The organism is Kitasatospora sp. NPDC048298 (assembly GCF_043201465.1).
Taxonomy (GTDB): Bacteria; Actinomycetota; Actinomycetes; order Streptomycetales; family Streptomycetaceae; genus Kitasatospora.
Genome location: NZ_JBICYZ010000054.1, coordinates 1 through 19,623, shown reverse-complemented (window position 1 = coordinate 19,623; position 19,623 = coordinate 1). Strand labels below are relative to the sequence as shown.

Genomic DNA, 19,623 nt, shown 5'->3' with positions numbered 1-19,623 from the left:
CCTGGTCGGCCACGGCATGGTCGGCCAGCGCTTCCTGGAGGCCTGGACGGAGCAGCCCGCCGCCCACGGATGGCGGGTCACCGTGCTGGCCGAGGAGGCCCGGCCCGCCTACGACCGCGTTCACCTCAGCTCGCTGTTCGCCGGGAGCACCGCCGAGGACCTCACGCTCTGCCCGACCGGCTTCCCGGCCGAGCACGGCATCGACCTGCGCCTGGGCGACCCGGCCACCGCGATCGACCGCTCCCGGCGTCTGGTGCGTACCGCCTCGGGTGCCGAACTCCACTACGACGTCCTGGTGTTGGCCACCGGATCGGTGCCCTTCGTGCCGCCGGTGCCGGGCACGGACGCCCCCGGCTGCCACGTCTACCGGACCATCGAGGACGTGGACGCCATCCGGGGCGACGCGGCGACGGCGCGGACCGGCGTGGTGGTCGGCGGCGGGCTGCTCGGCCTGGAAGCGGCCGGCGCGCTACGGGCCGGCGGACTGGACACCCACGTGGTGGAGTTCGCGCCCCGACTGATGGCCGTCCAGGTGGACGACGGCGGAGGCGCGGCGCTGCGCCGCAAGATCGAGGAACTGGGCGTCACCGTCCACACCGGCGCCGGGGCCGGCGGTGTGCTCACCGGCCCGGACGGCCGGGTCCGCGGCCTCGCGCTCTCCGACGGGCGCGAACTCCCCGCCGAGCTGGTGGTGTTCTCGGCCGGGGTGCGCGCCCGCGACCAGCTCGCCCGGGACTGCGGCCTGCCGGTCGGCGGACGCGGCGGCGTCGTGGTGGACGCCCACTGCCGCACCGAGGACCCGGCGATCCTCGCCATCGGCGAATGCGCCCAGGCCGTCGACGGCCGGGTCTACGGGCTGGTCGCCCCCGGCTACCAGATGGCCGAGACGGCGGCGCGCACGGTGGCGGGGCTTGCCGGGGCTGACGTTCCCGGGCCCGGCGGTTCTGTGTCCGACGGTTCTGTGCCCGGTGGTTCTGTGTCCGGTGGTTCTGTGCCCGACGGTGCGGGTTTCACCGGTGCCGACACCTCCACCAAGCTCAAGCTGCTCGGCGTCGACGTCGCCAGCTTCGGCGACCCGCACGGCACCGCCGAGGGCGCCCTCGACGTGCTCTACAGCGACAGCCGCGGCGGCGTCTACCGCAAGCTCGTCATCGGCACCGACGGCGCACTGCTCGGCGGCGTCCTGGTCGGCGACACCGAGGGGTACGACACCCTGCGCCCACTCGCCGTCGCCGGGCGCCCGCTCACGGTGGCGCCCGAACAGCTGGTGCTGCCCGCCGGATTCGCGGGGGCCGGGGGAGCGGTCGAGCTGCCCGACGACGCGGTGCTCTGCTCCTGCCACAACGTCACCCAGGGCGCCGTCCGGGCCGCCGTCCGCGACCAGGGCTGCGACAGCGTCGCCGCCGTCAAGAAGTGCACCCGGGCCGGCACCGGCTGCGGCAGCTGCCTCAAGCGGCTCGGCACCGTGGTGGGCGAGGAACTGGAAGCCGCCGGGGTCTCCACCTTCAAGGGCCTGTGCGAGCACTTCGCCCACACCCGGGCCGAGTTGTACGAGATCACCCGGGTGACCGGGGCGACGAGCTTCACCGAACTGCGCGACCGGTACGGCAGCGGCGAGGGCTGCGAGATCTGCAAGCCGACCGTCGCCTCCATCCTGGCCAGCCTCGGCAACGGCCACATCCTGGACGGCGAGCAGGGCGCGCTCCAGGACTCCAACGACCACTTCCTCGCCAACCTCCAGCGCAACGGCTCGTACTCGGTCGTCCCCCGGGTGCCCGGCGGCGAGATCACCCCCGAGGGCCTGATCGCGATCGGCGAGATCGCCCGTGACCACGGCCTCTACACCAAGATCACCGGCGGCCAGCGGATCGACCTCTTCGGTGCCACGGTCGACGAACTCCCTGAAATATGGCGCAAGTTGGTGGACGCAGGCTTTGAGTCCGGACACGCCTACGGCAAGGCGCTGCGCACCGTGAAGTCCTGCGTCGGCCAGACCTGGTGCCGCTACGGCGTCCAGGACTCCACCACCCTCGCCATCGAACTGGATTTCCGCTACCGGGGGTTGCGCTCCCCGCACAAGCTCAAGGCGGCTGTCTCCGGCTGCGCCCGGGAGTGCGCGGAGGCCCAGAGCAAGGACTTCGGCATCATCGCCACCTCCGCCGGCTGGAACCTCTACGTCGGCGGCAACGGCGGCACCACCCCGCGCCACGCCGACCTGCTCGCCGCCGACCTCGACCGCGAGACGCTGATCCGCACCATCGACCGCTACCTGATGTTCTACATCCGCACCGCCGACCGGCTGGAGCGCACCTCGGTCTGGCTGGAGCGCCTGGAGGGCGGCCTCGACCACCTGCGGGCCGTCGTCCTCGACGACTCGCTCGGCATCGCCGCCGAACTGGACGAACTGATGAGTCGTCACATCGGCACCTACCGCGACGAATGGGCCGCGACCCTCGCCGACCCCGAGCGGCTTCGGCGCTTCTCCTCCTTCGTCAACGCCCCCGGCACCCCCGACCCCGCCGTGACCTTCGTCCCCGAACGCGGTCAGATCCGCCCGGCCCGCCCCGGCGAGGCCGGCCACACCCTCACCGCCCTCAGCTCCCCGGTGCTCGTCGCCGGGCCCCGACCGGAGGTGCTCACCCGTTGACCGCGACCCCGACCGTCGCCGTCGCCGTTGGCGTCGGCGCGACCGTGACTGCGACCGTGCAGATCCACGACGGCACCCACTGGCAGCCGGTCTGCGCCCTCACCGACCTCCAACCCGGCCGAGGCGTCGCCGTGTTGCTCCCAGAAGCCGGGCAGGTCGCGCTGTTCCGCGACAGTTCCGACGGGCTGTACGCCGTCGACAACCTCGACCCGTTCAGCGGCGCCCCCGTCCTCGCCCGGGGCCTGCTCGGCAGTCGCGGTGACCGGCCGACGCTCACCTCGCCGATGTACAAGCAGGTCTACGACCTCACCGACGGCCGCTGCCTGGACGAGGACACCACCCCCGACGGCACGCCCGCCGTACTGCGGCGCTGGCCGGTGCGGGTCGCGGGCCCCGGAGGCGCGGCCTTCGGAGACGCGGACCTGGATGGTGCGGCTCTGGACGGTGCGGTCCGGGACGGTGCGGCCCTGGACAGTGCAGCATGAGCCTCGCCGTCCAGCCCAGGACGCCCGCCCCGCTGGTCGGTTGGGACCCGGAGGACGAGGAGTTCTGGGCGCGCAGCGGTGCCCGGATCGCCCGGCGGAACCTGGCGTTCTCCGTACTCTCCGAACACATCGGCTTCTCGGTGTGGAGCCTCTGGTCGGTGCTGGTGCTGTTCCTCGGCCCCGAGTACCACATCGACACGGCCGGGAAGTTCACCCTCACCGCCCTGCCGACCGCCCTCGGCGCCCTGCTGCGGCTGCCGTACACCTTCGCCGTCGCCCGCTTCGGCGGACGCACCTGGACGGTGATCAGCGCGCTGCTGCTGCTCGTGCCCACCACGCTCGCCGCCCTGGTGCTGCACCCGGGCGTCCCGTACGGCACCCTGCTGGCCGTCGCCTGCGCGGCCGGCGTCGGCGGGGGCAACTTCGCCTCCTCGATGGCCAACATCAACGCCTTCTACCCGCACCGGCTGAAGGGCTGGGCACTCGGCGTCAACGCGGGCGGCGGCAACCTCGGCGTGCCCGCGGTGCAGCTGCTCGGGCTGCTGGTGCTGGCCACCGCCGGCGCCACCCACCCCCGGCTGCTGCCACTGCTCTACCTGCCGCTGATCCTCATGGCGGCGGCGGGCGCGTGGTGGCGGATGGACAACCTGCCTGCCAGTCAGGCCGGTTCGGGAGAGGGGCGGGCACTTCGCGAAGTCGCCCGCGACCCGTACGGCTGGGCCGTCTCCACCCTCTACGTCGGCACCTTCGGCTCCTTCATCGGCTTCGGCTTCGCCTTCGGCCAGGTACTCCAGGTGGAGTTCCACGAGCGCTTCGACACCCCGGTCAAGGCAGCCGCCCTCACCTTCCTCGGGCCGCTGCTCGGCTCGCTGCTGCGACCGGTCGGCGGCCGGCTCGCCGACCGGTACGGCGGCGCGCGGGTGACGCTCGGCACCTTCGCCGCCATGGCCGCCGGCACGACGGTGGTGCTCGTCGCCACCCGCGAGCACTCGCTGCCGCTGTTCCTGGCCGGCTTCGTCGCCCTGTTCATGCTCAGCGGCATCGGCAACGGCTCGACGTACAAGATGATCCCGGCCCACTTCCAGGCCGTGGCCCGCTCGGCGATCGCGGCCGGGGCCGACCCGGCCGCCACCGAGGCCGACGCCCGGCGCCGGTCCGCGGCACTGATCGGGCTCGCGGGAGCGATCGGGGCGTTCGGCGGGGTGCTGGTGAACCTGGCGTTCCGGCAGTCCTTCCTGGTCGGCGGCAACGGGGACGCGGCGTACGCGGGATTCCTGGTGGCGTACGCGGGCTGCTCCGCGCTGACCTGGGCGATCTGGCTCCGGCGGCGGTGACGGCGTTCCGGGCGGCGGGGGCTGGGCCGTTGGTATGACGGTCAGGACGGCCCGGCGCGCGGGTGGTTCTCCGGGCGGTTAGCGTCGGCCGCAACACGTCCTCGGACCCCGGAGGCTGCAGTGCAGCGGTGGATCATCATGACGGTACTCACCTCGGCTCTCACCGGCGTCACCTGCCTCACCGGCGCCGCCGTGCCCGCCTGGGCCGACGACGACCCGGTCGCCACCACCGTCACCCTCGGTGAGGCCAGGATCGACCCCAAGGCCGCCGGCCGGGTCCGGGTGGAGATCGGGTACGTCTGCGCGAACGCGGAGGAAGCCCGCTCGCTCACCGTCTCGGTGGAACAGAAGGACCCGGAGGACACCACCGTCACCGCCTTCGGCTCCAGCCGGACGGAGGAAGCGGACATCGTCTGCGACGGGACGCCGCAGACCCGGGTGGTCATCGTCCAGTCCAAGACCTACAACTGGCTCCCGGGCGTCGACGCCATCCTGACCGCCACCGTCTCCGACCTCGGCGCCACCCCGCCCGCCGCCGCCGACGCCAAGCGGGTCACGCTGGTCACCGCTGAGTGATGCGGTCCCGCGTCCGGGCCGTCGCCCTGGCGCTGCTGCTCGCAGCCGGTCCCGTCCTGACCGGCTGCGTCAGCGCGCTGGTGGGGCCGGCGCCGGAGGAGACCAGCAGCCCCGCCGTCGTGTCGCCGTCCGTGGCGAACTCTCCGGTGGCCTCGCCCAGCCCGTTCGTTGCTGCTGGGACGGTGGCGGCGCGCGACTTCTCCTTCGAGCCGGCCGACTTCACCGCCAGCCCGGGTGCGACGGTGACCGTGACCAACACCGGCACCACCGCCCACACCCTCACCGCCCAGGACGGCACCTTCGACACCGGCCCCATCGCCCCGGGCGCCACGGCTATGGTGACGGCGCCCAGCCAGCCCGGCGCGTACGCGTACCTGTGCTCCTTCCACCACTTCATGCGCGGCATTCTGACCGTGTCCTGAGGGGCGATTGCCCTACGCTCGTGCCCTGCACCTGGGGAGGGCACGAGGGATGGCCGACAGCACGTGGAACGCGATCAACGGCACCGTGAACGGGCCGGTCGTGCAGGCCGAGACCGTCAATTTCCTCGGGGGCCTGCCCCAGGCGGTGCCGGACGACGCCGACGACTGGGTGAAGCACGTCGCAGGCTCGCGCGTCTGGATGCACATCCGGGAAGGCGGGGGCGTCGAGCCCTACCAGCGCGTCGTGCTGGAGGCCGTCGGCGAACTGGCGCGACTGCGGGACGAGACGGTGCTCGCCGAGGACCCTTGGCAGGACCCCGGGATCGCGGAGCGCTTCGCGCAGCAGGTCGACTGGCTGCTGGGGCGCCTGGACCTCTACCCGGCCGAGGCCGCGCTGCTGGCCGTGCTGCCGTTCCTCTACCGCGTCCGCTCACTGCGCCTGGCGGCGGCACGGGTCTCCGTCGGCCCGACCGATCTTGCTCCTGCGGCCGAGCCCGACGCAGACCGCGCGGCGTACGAGCAGTTCATCGAGTCCCACGACCTGCTCGTTGGCCGCACCCGGACACGCCCCGCCTCCGCCGTCCCGCTCGGCTGGTGGCTCTTCCACCGCTGGCTCGACCAGCACGAGGACCTCGCCGATCCCGAGGGTGTGCAGGAGATCCTCGGTCGACTCCCGGTTCTTGCTGACCTCGGCGAGACCTTCGCGCTCAAGCGGGTCTGCGCCCTGCTCCACGGCCTGCGCCGGGGCCCCGACGTCGGCAACCGTGACTACCTGGCAAGCCTCAGCGTGGACGACCACCTGCGGGCCCCGGGCGAGCAGCAGGTCCGGGAGCAATGGTTGGCCCTGCTGCTCGCTTTGGCGTACGGGACTGCCATCGAGATGACCGCCCTGCCGGAGATCGTGACCGAACACCTCGGCATCCCGGACGAGGTCGACCTCGTCGACCTTCGCCGGACCTTGGAAGAGGCCGCGTGGGGTGGCTCGTACGACCTGCCAGTGCTACGCGCAGAGTGCCGGCACGAGGCGGTGGTCGAGGGCCTGCACGAGTACACGGCCCGGGTCGACGAACTCCTCCACGCAGTCCGCCGCGTCCTCCGTGACCAGCCCCTTCCCACCCGCCTCACCTCAGACGAAGCAGCCCCCGCCACCGGTGCGTTCACCGGCTGGGCACGGTTCCGCATGGACGAACGACGGGTGCGCAGCCTTCTGATGGGCGTAGAGCTGTATCGCGACCGGGACTTGGCCGTCCGCGAGCTCTACCAGAACGCCCTCGACGCCTGCCGGTACCGTCGTGCCCGCACGGAGTATCTCGACCGCACGAATCCCATTGCGTCCTTCACCTATGAAGGCCGCATCGAGTTCCGCCAGGGCGTGGACGAGGACGGCCGTGCCTACCTGGAATGCCAGGACAACGGCGTCGGCATGGGCGAGGAGGAATTGCGAGGAGTCTTCTCCAACGCCGGCGCCCGTTTCGCGGAGCAGTTGGACTTCAAGCTCGAACGGGCAGAGTGGCGGAAGGTCGACCCGCCCGTCGAGCTGTATCCCAACAGCCGCTTCGGCATCGGCGTGCTCAGCTACTTCATGCTCGCCGACGAGATCAAGGTATCGACTTGTCGCCTGGACGCCTCGGGCCGGTTGGGCCCGCAGCTGGATGTCTCCATCTACGGCCCGAGCCACCTCTTCCGCATTGCCGAGCAGTCGGAGCGGGGCCGCGAACCGGGCACGACCGTGCGGCTGTACCTGCGGGACGACATCGAGTTGGCCGAGTCGTGGTCGTGCGTGGACGTCCTCGAACGACTCCTGGCTGTCGCGGAGTTCTCCACCTCGGCGGTGCACGGAGCACGGGAGGTGGCCTGGGAGCCTGGAGTCCTGAAGGCCCGGGAGGCGCCTCGGGGCGAGACTTTCGGCTTCAGCGCCTGGGGCCGGATGACGTCCTGGGCCGGGGCTCCGGAGGGCGCGCAGGTGGTGTGGTGCGAGCACGGTGGCGCGCTGCTCGTGGACGGCCTCGTGGTCGAGCCGGAGGTTGTCCGTGGGGTGGTATCGCCGCGCGGGTTCTCCGGAGTCGTCCTGAACCTCACCGGCAGGCTGTCGCCGAGGCGAGTGTCCGTGGATCGCCGCCGTGTCATCAGCGATCTGTCGGAGACGGTTCGGGACCTACTGGAGGCGGCGGTTGACGAGCTCGTGAGCAGCGACTCGGCCGTGTTGAGCATGGCGTGGATCCATCAGGTGACGGAGAGGAACCACCATCTCGCCGATCTGGTGGCCGCCGAAGTCATTCGAAAGGGCCGCCGCTTCGAATTCCTCGGGGTCGAATACGAAACCCGCAGCACGGGCTGCTTCCTGGCGGACGAGGGGATTCTTAAGTGGTTTGAGAACTTCGACCAGTTCGCTGGTGGAACGTTTGTGGGTAATCCGCCCGATCACATCCTCCTCTGGCGGATGATGGCTCACGGGCGGGATCTGGCGTTCCCGGAACTGTCCGAGCTGTGCCCGGAGCTTCTCGTGTCCCGGAATGTGCGCCCGGCGATGCCGTCCGACATCGAGGTATTGGCGCCGGTGATTCATTCCGTTGGTTTCAGGGCGTGGAGCTTGGAACTCTGGGATGAGGAAAGACTTCTGAAGCTCGCCTCGCAACTTGGTGTCACACCAGACTGTGCTCTTTCCCGTGCCGTTGGGCTGGGTGCGATTCCCGGCCGGCCGTCGGTCTCCGATCTTGCTATTGCGGACGGCAACGTCGGCCACACCACCGTGGATTGGGACGAGACTCCAGTGAAGGAAGCGACGGACTCCGGTAGCGAGGACCTGGTTCTCCGCCGGGTGGTCGACGTATGGCGGATGTTCCCCACCACACGGACCTATGCCCAAGTCTTCTCATTGACACGATCGAGCAGACGCTCGCTGCGAGAGGTGATCGACTGTCTCCGAGTCCATGGTGTGGCGATCTCGATCGATGTGCCTGAACGGCTCACCAGGCTGGACGAGGAGCTCTTCTCACTCGACAGCGCGCTGCAATGGGGCGATCTGCGAGTGGACGAACCGGTGCCGTTCGCCCGGCTGATCACGGCCGCTCCCACACTTCAACGGCACCCCAGAGAGATGGCCAGCCATCTGAGGAGTCGCGGGATCGTCCCATCCAGTGATGACCTGCCGCCCGGGCTTGGGATGGACGAAGCGGTGGCCCTCATCCGGCGCGACCATGCCTGGCCCATCGTTTGGTCGTCGGTCACGAGTATCGACCTGATGGGTCTGTTGAACCTGTCGCTGAGGACGGGGCATCCGATGGCTCAGATCGCCGAGTGGTACCGCGAGTGGGGTCTTGATGCCCTTGACCCCGCCCAGCTGATCCGCGACGCCCTCGCCCGGGTCCCCATGGCCGACCCCTCCTGAGCACCGAATCCACCCGTGAACAGGGCTGCTGCATCGCCTCTCCTTGTTCTACAGTTCTGTAGAACAACAACGATCGGGGACGAGCATGGACAGGCCGCTTCGGCTGCCGCAGCAGGATCGGGCGGACTTCGAGACGGAGCTCGGGCGGGCGTTGGCCGCGCCGCAGGTGCGGGCCGCGCTGCGGGAGACGGGGGAGGATGCTCGGGGTGTGGAGCGGCTGCGGCGGGCGGCGCGGGAGAACGCGGAGTTCGTGCTGGCCGCGGCGGCGCCGGAGTACGAGCGGTATGCGGCGTTGCGGGCGGATGCGGACGCGGTGGCGCGGGGGCCGGTGGAGGTGCCGGCGCGGGAGCGGGCGTCGGGGTGGTGGGGGGTGTTGGGGGTGGTCGTGCCGATCATCGCGGGGGCGGCGGCGGTGATCTTCCTGGTGCTGGGCTCGGTGTTGGGGCTGGTCGAGGACCTGGGGGTGCTGGCGCGGGCGCTGGTGGAGGCCGGGTGGGTGTCGGCCGGGGTGGCCGCGGTGAGTCTGCTGGTCGGCGGCCTGGGGTTGCTGGGGGCGGCCCGGTCGAGGGGGGCCGGGGCCGGGGAGGCGTCGGACGGGCCGGGGGAGTTGCCGCTGGCGCGGGAGGCCTGGCGGTCGGCGTTGGCGGAGCGCGGGCTGGTGCCGTACCTGGTGGCGCAGGCGGGTGCGGCGCCGGGTCAGCGGCGCTGATCGAGTCTCGCCGAGCGGGCGGCGTCGACCAGGAGTTGGGCGGCGTCCGGGGGGATGGCCAGGCGGCGGGCGATCCAGGGGGCCGGGCGGCCGGCCCGGGCGAGCATCCAGGCGGAGTACAGGTGGCCGAGCTGGGGCGCGTTCTCGGCGAGCAGCAGGGGGCGGACGGCCTCCATCGGGAAGTCCTCGAGGGCGCGGGCGCTGTACTCGCGGCCGTTGGGGCCGGGCGGGGGTAGCGGGAGCGGGCGGCGGAGGTCGAGCCAGCGGCTGAGCAGCACCGCGCCGACCACGAGCAGGCCGGTGCCGGAGGCACCGATCAGGATGCCGCCGATGACGGGGCGGTCCTCCTCCTCGGCCATGCCGAGGGCGATCTCCTCCAGGACGAGCAGGCTGAGTGCGGTGAGCAGCACCGCGGCTTCTGTGGGGCGCGGGTGGGTCCGGGACGTCGTCATGCGGAACCTCTTCCTCGGCAGGGCGGCCGGGGGTTTCGGGCGGGCGCGGCGATTCACCTTCCGTACAACGGCGGTGGGCGGCCTGGGGCACGCGTCAAGGCTCAGGCGGTGAAATCGCGGATCGGAATTGACGATTCGTCAAGAAGTCGATGTGGGCGGCCTGTTGGTCGGTGGCCGGTTCTCGGAGGCTGGTGCCGCACCTCCTTCCGGTCGGGCGCGCCTGGGTGGCGCGTTCGTCGACGGGGTGAGGGGCCCGACTGCGGGTGGGCTTCGGGTCAGCATAGCCCGGGCATGCCAACTTCGACAGGATTGTCGAAGTTGCGGAGCCCGCGCTCGCGGCGGCGTGTCCGGAGGTGCCTGACCGGCTACTTTGAGTACGGAGCTCCGTTTCCACGACCGGCAGTCCACAGTGGTAGGGGAGGTCGGGACCGATGGGACTCACCAGCCACAAGCTGCTGGCCCTGACGGCGCTGCTCGCGGTGTTCACCGTGCTCGGCACGCTGTGGGTCTGGCCCCGGCTGGCCGTGCGGAGCTGGCCCGCGATGTTCCTGCGGCTCGGCACCATCGCCGTCACCCAACTGGTCCTGCTGGTGACGCTGGGGCTCGCCGTCAACGACTACTTCGTCTTCTACGACAGCTGGTCCGACCTGCTGGGACGCGAACACGGCGCGGGCGTGGTCCAGCAGGCGGGTGGAGGCTCCGGTGCCGGTGCCGGTGCCGGTGCCAGTGCCGGAGCCGGAGCCGGAGCCGGAGCCGGTGCGGCCGGAGTGCAGGTGCTCGGCTCCGCGGAGATCACCGGCGTGGGGACGGTCAGTCGCGATCCGGCTCAAATCGGGCGGATCGACCGGGTGCGGCTTCCGGGAGCGACCACCGGGCTGAGCACCGAGGGCTACGTCTACCTGCCGCCGCAGTACTTCCAACCCGGCGGCGCGGAACGGCACTTCCCGGCCGCGCTGGTGATGACCGGCTTCCCGGGCGACGCCACCAATCTGGTGACCAGGCTCCGCTACCCGGCCGCCGAACTCGACCTGCTGCGCAAGGGGGCGATGGAGCCGACCGTCCTGGTGCTGATGCGGCCCTCGCCGACCATGCCCAGGGACAGCGAGTGCGAGGACATCCCGAACGGGCCGCAGGCGCAGAGCTACTTCACCACCGACGTGCCCGCCGACCTGCGGGCCTCCTACCGGGTGCTGGACGGCACCGGCAGCCTGGGGATCGTCGGCGACTCGACCGGCGGCTACTGCGCGGTCAAACTGGGCATGGAGCATCCGCAGACCTTCTCGGTCGCGGTCTCGCTCTCCGGCTACTTCAAGGCGGCGGAGGACGCCACGACGGGCGACCTCTTCGCCGGCAGTCCGCAGCGCCGCGCCGAGGCCGACCTCGGTTGGCGCCTGGCCCACCTGCCGATGCCTCCCCTCGCGGTGCTGCTCGCGGACAGCAAGACGGACGGCAGCACCTACGCCGACTCCAGCGCCTTCGCGGCGGCGGCCCGCCCGCCGCTCGTGGTCGCCCAGGAGACGGTCGACACCGGCGGCCACAACTTCACCACCTGGGGGCGGCTGCTCCCGCCCGCCCTCACCTGGCTGAGCGGCCACCTGCGTGGCCCCGCGTAGCACCCGTGCCTTGGGTGCTCCCGCATACGTCAGTGTGCCGGAGCCGGCCGGGCTCCGTGGATCGCGGCGGACACCGACTCGTAGATCGGCACGTACATCGGCACGAACTCCTGGATCCTGGTGTTGGTCAGGAACCCGATGACGTGCCAGGCCCACTCGTTGCCGGTGGGGGACAGGACGAGTCGCAGGACCGTGCCCCGGGCCATCATCCGCCGGGAGGTGAAGATCAGCAGGCCGAGCCCGCCGCTGTCGACGAAGGAGCAGCCGCTCATGTCGATCACCAGGTGGAGTGGCTGCTGCTCGGTGTGGGGCTCGGCGAGCCCGTTGAGCAACTGGCGGAGCGCGGGGGCCCCGTAGCAGTCCAGTTCGCCGACCACCCGCACGACGGTCCACGCCTCCAGGGTGCCGACCTCGACGTCCAGGGGGCTGGTCGTCGCAGCAACCGCGTCCGGGGCGGCGTGCGGAACGACCTTCTCGAACACGAATCGCCGCGCCGGATCACCGGGCCCGGGAGGCGTCGGCTCGGTGATCACCACCCCTTTCCTGGCCGAGGTCCACCGTGCCCGGCACTCCGCCTCGACCGCCGGTCCTTCGTACCCGAGGACCCGAAGGACCCGGATGGCGTAGTCCAGTGGCATGAGGCTGACGCCGGACAGGCCGTCGTGCAGGGTGCTGCGCGGAATGGCCCAGCCGGAGCGGGCCGTTCTGCGCTGGAGTTCGCGATGGGACGGATCCCCCGCGGCGATCTTCATCCCCTGCAGCCACTTCGCGAACGCGGCGACCGGCGGCGCCGCCTGCCGTCGAGCGGTCTTCTCGGCCTGGACGGCCACTCTCCTGCTCCTCCCCGGCGCGGTCCTGCGCGCCGGTACGTAGCGTACGAGAACGACCGTGCCCCGTTGCGGTGTTCGCGGGGCGGAAGCTGTCCGGATACGTCCGGAGGGATGGCGGCCGGCGGCCGGTAGCGGGCTGAATATGACCAGCCGGACACGTACCGGCTGCACCGGCCGCGCCCGGCCGCGTCCTGCCGTGAAGGTCGCACCGTGACGGTCACATCTGCCGTACCGGCCAGGCCGGTTGTTCCGAGCACCAGGGAGAAGACATGTCGACGCACACCCCCCGTTCCGGCCGCCGCACCCCGCGCGGGGGCTTCACGGTTCCGTACCGCTGGGCGGCCGGCGCGGTGGACGTCCTGCTGGTGGCGGGGCTGATCCGGTCCGGCCTCGGGGCCGTTCAGGCGGTGGCCATCGGGATCGGGCTCCTGCTCGTGCCCTGGCTGCTCACCAGGGACGTCCGCCGCTGAACGGCTCCTGCGGTCCGGACGGCCCGACCCCGGCCTCCCGTCGCCGAGGCCCCGTCAGCGGGCCAGCAGCGGGAGCGGTGCGCCGGTGCGGGCCGGGAGTTCGAGGCGGGTGAGCAGGGCCGAGGGCGAGACCTCGACCACCCGGCAGCCGGCCCGGTGGCGGCAGTGGCGGGCGACCGAGCCGTGCCGCAGGCGGTCCAGGCGGCGACGGGTGGCGGCGCCGAGCACGAGCAGGTCCTCCGGGCCGGTGACGGCGCCGACCAGGGCGGGGCCGGGCTCGGCGTTGACCACCAGCGGGTGGATGACCAGGTCGGACGGGTAACCGCCGTAGGCCTGCTCGAAGGCGACGTCGAGGCGCCGGCGGGCGGCGTGCTCCAACTCGGGGTGCGGGCGCAGGCCGTCGCGCTCGGTGGTGGCCCAGGCGGCCACCGGCACCAGCACCGCCCGGTGCCGGGCCGCCTCGCCGACGGCGTGGTAGAGGGCGGCCAGACTGCTCAGTGATCCGCTCAGGCCGACGATCACTCGGGTGGTCCCGGTCATGGCCGTTCGCCTCCGTCTCTCCGGCGGCTCTCTCCATCGGGCTCCGCCGGTTCGGCACTCCTTGCTTCGGATGACTCCAGTGAACCCCGGAACGGATCCTTCCGTACCGCTGCTGACACCTCCATGACGCGGGCCGCACACATCTTGACGGCCCTCTGACAGGGCCGCGGGGATCTCCCGGGCGGCGCGCCCCGCCCGGGGCCCCGGCCGGTCCGTCAGCCCAGCCCCGGCACGAATCGGATCAGCAGGTCGATCGCCTTGATGCCGAGGAACGGCAGCACCAGCCCGCCCAGCCCGTACACCCGCAGGTTGCGCCGCAGCAGGTCGGTCGCCGAGGCCGGCTGGTAGCGCACGCCGCGCAGGGCGAGCGGAATCAGGGCGATGATGATCAGCGCGTTGAAGATGATCGCGGAGGCGATCGCCGAGGTGGGGCTGTGCAGTTCCATGATGTTGAGGTGGTGCAGCCCGGGATAGGCGTTCGCGAACATCGCGGGGATGATGGCGAAGAACTTGGCCACGTCGTTGGTGATCGAGAAGGTGGTCAACGCTCCTCGGGTGATGAGGAGTTGCTTGCCCACCCGGACGATCTCGATCAGCTTCGCCGGGTTGGAGTCGAGGTCGACCATGTTGCCGGCCTCCTTGGCGGCCGGGGTGCCGGAGTTCATCGCGACGCCGACGTCCGCCTGGGCGAGCGCGGGGGCGTCGTTGGTGCCGTCGCCGGTCATCGCGACCACGTTCCCGGCGGCCTGTTCGCGGCGCAGGTGGGCGAGCTTGTCCTCCGGGGTGGCCTCGGCGAGGACGTCGTCCACCCCGGCCTCGGCGGCGATGGCGCGGGCGGTCAGCGGGTTGTCCCCGGTGACCATGACCGTACGGATGCCCATCCGCCGCAGTTCGGCGAAGCGTTCGGCGATTCCCTCCTTCACCACGTCCTTGAGTTCGACCACGCCCAACGCCCGTGCGCCGTGCCGGTCGTGGACCGCGACCAGCAGCGGGGTGCCGCCGGACTCGGAGATCCGGTCCACCAGTGGCTCGGCCTCCATCGGAAGCCGCCCGCCGGAGTTCGCCACCCAGCGGGCGACGGCGCCGGCCGCCCCCTTGCGGATCAGGCAGGTGGTGCCGTCCGGCCAGGTGAGGTCGACGCCGCTCATCCGGCTCTGCGCGGTGAACGGAACGGGCTGTTGCTCGCCCAGTTCGCCCGGGGCCCTCGGCGGCAGCCAGTACTGACGATTCGTCAACTCGACCAGCGACCGCCCCTCCGGCGTCTCGTCCGCGACGGAGGCCAACTGGGCGGCCTCGGCGAGCTGTTCGGTGGTCGCGCCGGGCAGCGGGTGCAGGGCGACGGCCCGGCGGTTGCCGTGGGTGATGGTGCCGGTCTTGTCGAGCAGCAGCACGTCCACGTCCCCGGCGGCCTCCACCGCCCGGCCGGAGAGCGCGACCACGTTGCGCTGCACCAGCCGGTCCATGCCGGCGATGCCGATCGCCGAGAGCAGTGCGCCGATGGTGGTCGGGATGAGCGCGACCATCAACGCCACCAGCACGACGGTGGTTTGGGGTGCGTGGGCGTAGATCGCCATCGGTTGGAGCGAGACGACGGCCAGCAGGAAGACGATGGTCAGCGAGGCCAGCAGGATGTTGAGCGCGACCTCGTTCGGCGTCTTCTGCCGGTTGGCGCCCTCGACCAGGGAGATCATCCGGTCGACGAAGCTCTGCCCGGGGCGGGAGGTGACCCGGATGACGAGGTGGTCGGAGAGCACCCTGGTGCCGCCGGTGACACCGGTGCGGTCGCCGCCGGACTCCCGGATCACCGGTGCGGACTCCCCGGTGATCGCGGACTCGTCCACGGTCGCGACGCCCTCGACCACCTCGCCGTCCTGCGGGATCACCTCGCCGGCCGGGACGAGGACGATGTCGTGCAGCAGCAACTGCGCGGCGGGGATGACCTCGTGGTGGTGGTCGCGGGTGCCGACCCGCCAGTGCAGCAGCCGCCGCGCCGTGGTGGAGGACTGGGCGCGGCGCAGAGAGTCGGCCTGCGCCTTGCCGCGGCTCTCCGCGACGGCCTCGGCGAGGTTGGCGAACAGCACGGTCAGCCAGAGCCAGAAGGAGATCACCCAGGAGAAGACGCTCGGGTGGAGGACGGCGCTGATGGTGGTGAGCGCGGAGCCGGTCTCGACCACCAGCATCACCGGGTTGCGCGTCATGGTGCGCGGGTGGAGCTTGCGGACGGCGGCGGGCAGCGCCTCGGCGAGCTGACGGCGGGTGATCAGCCGGCGCCGCCCGCCCGGCGAGGTGGGCCGGTGGCTCGGTGGCGGTGTGGGCGCGGAGGCCGGGGAGGGCTCCGGGCGGCGGAACCAGTCCTGATCGGGCGAGGTGCCCGGGGTGGTGTCCGGGGTGCTGAGGGCCGAACGGCGCATCGTCTCGGGGCCTTCCGGGCCGCCCGGTTGACAGGGGCGGCGGGTTTCGGGGGAGCGGCGGGAACGCCGGACAGCCCACCATCCGTCCGGCGGGGAACATGCCGGTCTTGACACAGGCTTGGCGGCGGAACGGCGGTCCTTGACGGCTCCCTGACAGCCCCGCCGGACCGCTGTCAGGAAGGCGTCAAGGACTGCGACCGTGCCGTACGCCCTGCGTCAAGGACGGGTGCGGTCGGTGTGCGGAGGGTCTCCACTGGAGGGGCACGGCCGTACGGGCCGCCATCCCGAAGGGACCCCGCCATGACCACTGCCACCGCCGTCATCGACATCGACCTCGACGCCGACGAGCCGCTGGAGCGGACGGTCCGCCCGGTGCCGGTCGCCTGGCGCCGGGACCGCCCCGAGCCGCCGGAACCGGCCCCGGCCCCGGCGGTCGACCGTGCCCGAACCCGCCCGGCGCACTGCCGGTTCGCGGTGCACTACGAGGACTGACGCCCGCAGGAGCACCCCGCCGCCCACCCACCACCACCGGAGCAGCCGCCATGACCCAGCTCGTCGCCCCCGTCGTCCCCACCGCTCCCGCCCCCGCCGACGCGCTCGGCGGTCCCTGGCCGGCCTCGGCGCGGCCCGGCCGGGGAGCCGAGCTGCTGGTCGGCGGCGTGGGGCTGGCCGAGGCCGCCGAGCGGTTCGGCACCCCGCTGTACGTGCTGGACGAGGCCGAGGTCCGGGGCCGGGTCCGGGCCTACCGGCGGGCGCTGCCGCACGCCGAGGTGCTGTACGCGGCCAAGGCCTTCCTGTGCAGCGCGATGGCCGACTGGGTGGAGCAGGAGGGGCTGGGACTGGACGTCTGCTCGTCGGGCGAGCTGTGGCTGGCGGTCTCGGCCGGCTTTCCGGCTCAGCGGATCCTGCTGCACGGCAACGCCAAGTCCCCGGAGGAGCTGCGGCTGGCCCGTCGGCTGCGGGTCGGGCGGATCGTGATCGACGGCCCGGCGGAGATCGCGCGGCTGGCGGCGCTGGTGGCCGCCGACACGCCGCAGAAGGTGCTGGTCCGGGTGGTGCCGGGGATCTCCGCCGGGCACTACCCGGCGGTGCGGACGGGTGTCGGCGGGCAGAAGTTCGGCTTCCCGGTCGAGGGCGGTGACGCGGCGGACGCCATCGCCCGGGTGCTCGACCAGCCTGGGCTCGAACTGGCGGGTCTGCACTGCCACTTGGGCTCGCAGATCACCTCGGTGGAGCCCTACCTGCTCGCGGTGGACGCGCTGGTGCGGCTGCTCGCCGAGGTGCGGGAGCGGCACGGCGTGGAACTGCCGGAGCTGGACCTGGGCGGCGGCCACGGCATCCGCTACCTGCCCGGGGACGCCGAACTGGACCTCGCCGAGTTCGCGGTGCGGGTGACCGACCGGCTGGCGGTGCGCTGCGCCGAGGCCGGGCTGGACGTGCCCCGGCTGCTCGTCGAACCCGGCCGCGCCGTCGCCGGACCGGCCGCGGTGGCGGTCTACCGGGTGCTGTCCGTCAAGCACACCGCCGACGGCCGCTGCTTCGTCGCGGTGGACGGCGGCATGAGCGACAACCCGCGCCCGGCCCTGTACGGATCGCCGTACACGGTGCGGCTGGTCGGCCGCCGCTCGGAGGCGGGGGAGGCGAGGGCGGACGTGGTCGGCCGTCACTGCGAGGCTGGCGACGTGCTCGTCCGGGACGCCGCGCTGCCCGCCGACCTGCGCCCGGGCGACCTGCTGGCCATGCCGGCGGCCGGCGCCTACCAGCTGTCCATGGCCTCCGGCTACAACCTGGTCGGCCGCCCGGCCGTGGTCGCGGTGAGGGACGGCCGGGCCCGTCTCCTCATCCGCCGGGAGACGGTCGAGGACTTCCGTCTGCGCGAGGTCGGCCGCTGAAGGGGGGCGGGCCTGCGTGAGAAGTCGGCCGGGCCGACTTCTCGCGCACTTCCATGCACTTCCGCACACTTCCACGCACTCTCACGGATGCCCGAAACTCCGTTGAACCGGTGTGACCTGGAGGGCCGTTGACGAGGATGATCACCTTCTCCGCCGTCCGACAGGAACTCCATGCGTCACCCCTCCCCTCCCGATGCCCGCACCAGGCCCCGGCGGCGACTTCGCCGGCTGACCCACCTGGTGACGGCATGCGTCGCCGCGAGCGCGGCCCTGCTCGCGCCCGCCTCCGCCGAGGCGAGCGGGTCGAGCAACAGCGACGCCTACAACAACCTCGGGTCGACGTCCCGGGCGGACTGGATGCGGAACCTCGCCGGTGACACCTGGCTGGCGTCACTGTCCCTGCCCGGCACCCACGACACGCTCGCCATCCACGGGGGCGACCCCGTCCGGACCCAGCAGGACTTCGGCGACAGCGCCAACACCCTGAGCGCGCAACTGGATCGAGGGATCCGCGCCATCGACATCCGGGTCCGCGTCACCGAGAACAAGTACTTCACCGTCCACCACGGGTCGTTCTACCAGAACGCCAACTTCGACGACGTCCTGAGCAAGGCGAAGGACTTCCTCGGAAAGCACCCGAGCGAGACGATCGTGATGCGGCTGAGGGCCGAGTGCCCGCTCGGTGGCAGCGGCGGCACGTTCGAGTGCGACGACGATCCGAAGACGGTCACCAACGACAGGCGCAGGGAGATCTTCGCGGACTACGTGTCCCGGTACCCCGAGCTGTTCTACGGCCCGTCGGTGGTCAACGGCACCAAGGCCTACGTCCCCCGCCTCTCGCAGGTCCGCGGGAAGATCGTGCTGGGCAGCTTCGACGGCCTCGACAGCGACAGCTATGGGATCGGGACCTTCAACGACCACCAGGAGGACCACTTCGACGTGCCCGACGCCCGCAAGAAGTGGGAGTACGTCAAGGCGAACATCGACCGGGCGGTCGGCGACGGCAGCGGCCAGATGTTCGTGACGTACACGTCGGCGTCCAACGCCCCCCTCCTGAACCCGCACGCGTACGCGGGCGGACACGTGACCTACGTGGGCAAGGCCCCCGTCAACCTTCCGGGCGTCAACTTCCAGTTGATGAACTACCTCAACAACGGCGGGGGCAAGGGCCGCCTCGGCGTCGTCATGATGGACTTCCCCGGCTGGGCGCTGGTGGAGAACATCATCGCCCGCAACCAGGAGCACGTCGTCAAGGGTGCTCACCAGGCCGTCTGGCTGGTCAACGCCGACAAGACCTACGTCGACAGCAAGTACCAGCGGTGCATGGTCCGGGGGCCGGAGTTCGACAGTTCCAACTCCGGCGGCCTGGTCACCCAGCGCGCGTGCCAGTCGACGCCGCCCAGCAGCCACCAGTGGGGCGCCGAGAAGCCGTCGTACGACGGCCAGGGCTACTACTGGATCAAGGCCAACAACGGCAAGTGCCTGACCGTCCCCTACAACAACGGCACCCCGCCGGGGGCCGGGACCCAGTTGTACTGGTGGGGCTGTGAGACCCGCTGGTCCTCGGGCAACCAGCTGTGGAACGTCATCCCGACCCAGATCGAGGTCGGGGGCAACCGCACGACGGCCTACAAGTTCATCAACCAGTGGACGGGCCTGTGCCTGTCGGTGGACCCGGCCACCGCGTCCACCGCGGGCGGCAAGGTGACCCAGGACACCTGCCCGGCCTGACGCGCACTGCCCTCCGGGCCCCGGCTCCCCCGGGGGGGGGGGGGGGGGGGGGGGGGGGGGGGGGGGGGGGGGGGGGGGGGGGGGGCGGGGGCGGGGCCGCGGGGGGGGGGGGGGGCGGGGGGC

At 71.9% G+C, this 19,623-nt stretch carries 16 protein-coding genes; 12 read left to right on the top strand and 4 right to left on the bottom strand.

Going from position 1 to position 19,623, the window contains the following annotated elements:
* Positions 1-16: 16 nt before the first annotated feature.
* The 7 genes from nirB to ACGF0D_RS31450 all read left to right on the top strand — a co-directional run bounded on the left by nirB (position 17) and on the right by ACGF0D_RS31450 (position 9,561).
* Positions 17-2,647, top strand: coding sequence for a nitrite reductase large subunit NirB (gene nirB, locus ACGF0D_RS31480; protein WP_392922003.1), 2,631 nt, complete (start codon positions 17-19; stop codon positions 2,645-2,647).
* Positions 2,644-3,132: a nitrite reductase small subunit NirD gene (gene nirD, locus ACGF0D_RS31475; RefSeq protein ID WP_392921928.1), complete on the top strand. Its 489-nt coding sequence runs from the start codon at positions 2,644-2,646 to the stop codon at positions 3,130-3,132. Before nirB ends, nirD begins: the two co-directional genes overlap by 4 nt.
* Complete coding sequence (locus tag ACGF0D_RS31470) at positions 3,129-4,466, top strand: nitrate/nitrite transporter (RefSeq protein ID WP_392921926.1); 1,338 nt, start codon at positions 3,129-3,131, stop codon at positions 4,464-4,466. The genes nirD and ACGF0D_RS31470 overlap by 4 nt, the downstream gene beginning before the upstream one ends.
* Positions 4,467-4,604: 138 nt before the next feature.
* Positions 4,605-5,042 carry a hypothetical protein gene (locus ACGF0D_RS31465; protein WP_392921923.1) on the top strand — a complete coding sequence of 146 codons (438 nt, stop codon included), beginning with the start codon at positions 4,605-4,607 and terminating at the stop codon, positions 5,040-5,042.
* A complete protein-coding gene (locus ACGF0D_RS31460) occupies positions 5,042-5,464 on the top strand; it encodes a cupredoxin domain-containing protein (protein ID WP_392921920.1) in 423 nt (140 codons plus the stop codon). Before ACGF0D_RS31465 ends, ACGF0D_RS31460 begins: the two co-directional genes overlap by 1 nt.
* A 49-nt stretch (positions 5,465-5,513) precedes the next feature.
* The gene (locus ACGF0D_RS31455; RefSeq protein ID WP_392921917.1) at positions 5,514-8,852 is read left to right on the top strand and encodes a hypothetical protein; all 3,339 of its coding nucleotides are present in this window, start codon (positions 5,514-5,516) and stop codon (positions 8,850-8,852) included.
* Positions 8,853-8,937: 85 nt separating this feature from the next.
* Positions 8,938-9,561, top strand: a complete 624-nt coding sequence (locus ACGF0D_RS31450; protein WP_392921915.1) for a hypothetical protein — start codon at positions 8,938-8,940, stop codon at positions 9,559-9,561.
* Here the strand turns inward: ACGF0D_RS31450 and ACGF0D_RS31445 are convergent.
* Positions 9,549-10,013, bottom strand: coding sequence for a hypothetical protein (locus ACGF0D_RS31445; RefSeq protein ID WP_392921912.1), 465 nt, complete (start codon positions 10,011-10,013; stop codon positions 9,549-9,551). The genes ACGF0D_RS31450 and ACGF0D_RS31445 overlap by 13 nt on opposite strands.
* A 431-nt stretch (positions 10,014-10,444) precedes the next feature.
* On the opposite strand from ACGF0D_RS31445, the gene ACGF0D_RS31440 reads away from it, so the two are divergent.
* Positions 10,445-11,626 (top strand): alpha/beta hydrolase, encoded by a 1,182-nt coding sequence (locus ACGF0D_RS31440; protein WP_392921909.1) that lies wholly within the window; start codon positions 10,445-10,447, stop codon positions 11,624-11,626.
* A gap of 29 nt (positions 11,627-11,655) precedes the next feature.
* On the opposite strand, the gene ACGF0D_RS31435 is transcribed toward ACGF0D_RS31440, so the two are convergent.
* Complete coding sequence (locus tag ACGF0D_RS31435) at positions 11,656-12,456, bottom strand: STAS domain-containing protein (RefSeq protein ID WP_392921906.1); 801 nt, start codon at positions 12,454-12,456, stop codon at positions 11,656-11,658.
* Between the two features lie 269 nt (positions 12,457-12,725).
* Between ACGF0D_RS31435 and ACGF0D_RS31430 the strand changes: the two genes are divergently transcribed.
* On the top strand, positions 12,726-12,926 hold the full coding sequence (locus ACGF0D_RS31430; RefSeq protein WP_392880162.1) for a hypothetical protein: 201 nt from the start codon (positions 12,726-12,728) through the stop codon (positions 12,924-12,926).
* Between the two features lie 54 nt (positions 12,927-12,980).
* Here ACGF0D_RS31430 and ACGF0D_RS31425 read toward each other — a convergent pair whose 3' ends face one another.
* Positions 12,981-13,466, bottom strand: a complete 486-nt coding sequence (locus tag ACGF0D_RS31425) for a universal stress protein (RefSeq protein WP_392921903.1) — start codon at positions 13,464-13,466, stop codon at positions 12,981-12,983.
* 215 nt (positions 13,467-13,681) lie between these two features.
* Positions 13,682-15,877 (bottom strand): potassium-transporting ATPase subunit KdpB, encoded by a 2,196-nt coding sequence (gene kdpB, locus ACGF0D_RS31420; protein ID WP_392921900.1) that lies wholly within the window; start codon positions 15,875-15,877, stop codon positions 13,682-13,684.
* 300 nt (positions 15,878-16,177) lie between these two features.
* Here kdpB and ACGF0D_RS31415 point away from each other — a divergent pair, with 300 nt between their 5' ends.
* The 3 genes from ACGF0D_RS31415 to ACGF0D_RS31405 all read left to right on the top strand — a co-directional run bounded on the left by ACGF0D_RS31415 (position 16,178) and on the right by ACGF0D_RS31405 (position 19,500).
* Positions 16,178-16,369 carry a hypothetical protein gene (locus ACGF0D_RS31415; protein WP_392921897.1) on the top strand — a complete coding sequence of 64 codons (192 nt, stop codon included), beginning with the start codon at positions 16,178-16,180 and terminating at the stop codon, positions 16,367-16,369.
* Between the two features lie 50 nt (positions 16,370-16,419).
* The gene (gene lysA, locus ACGF0D_RS31410; protein WP_392921895.1) at positions 16,420-17,769 is read left to right on the top strand and encodes a diaminopimelate decarboxylase; all 1,350 of its coding nucleotides are present in this window, start codon (positions 16,420-16,422) and stop codon (positions 17,767-17,769) included.
* A gap of 171 nt (positions 17,770-17,940) precedes the next feature.
* Entirely contained in the window at positions 17,941-19,500 is a 1,560-nt protein-coding gene (locus tag ACGF0D_RS31405; RefSeq protein ID WP_392921893.1) for a phosphatidylinositol-specific phospholipase C domain-containing protein, read from the top strand.
* Positions 19,501-19,623: the final 123 nt, after the last annotated feature.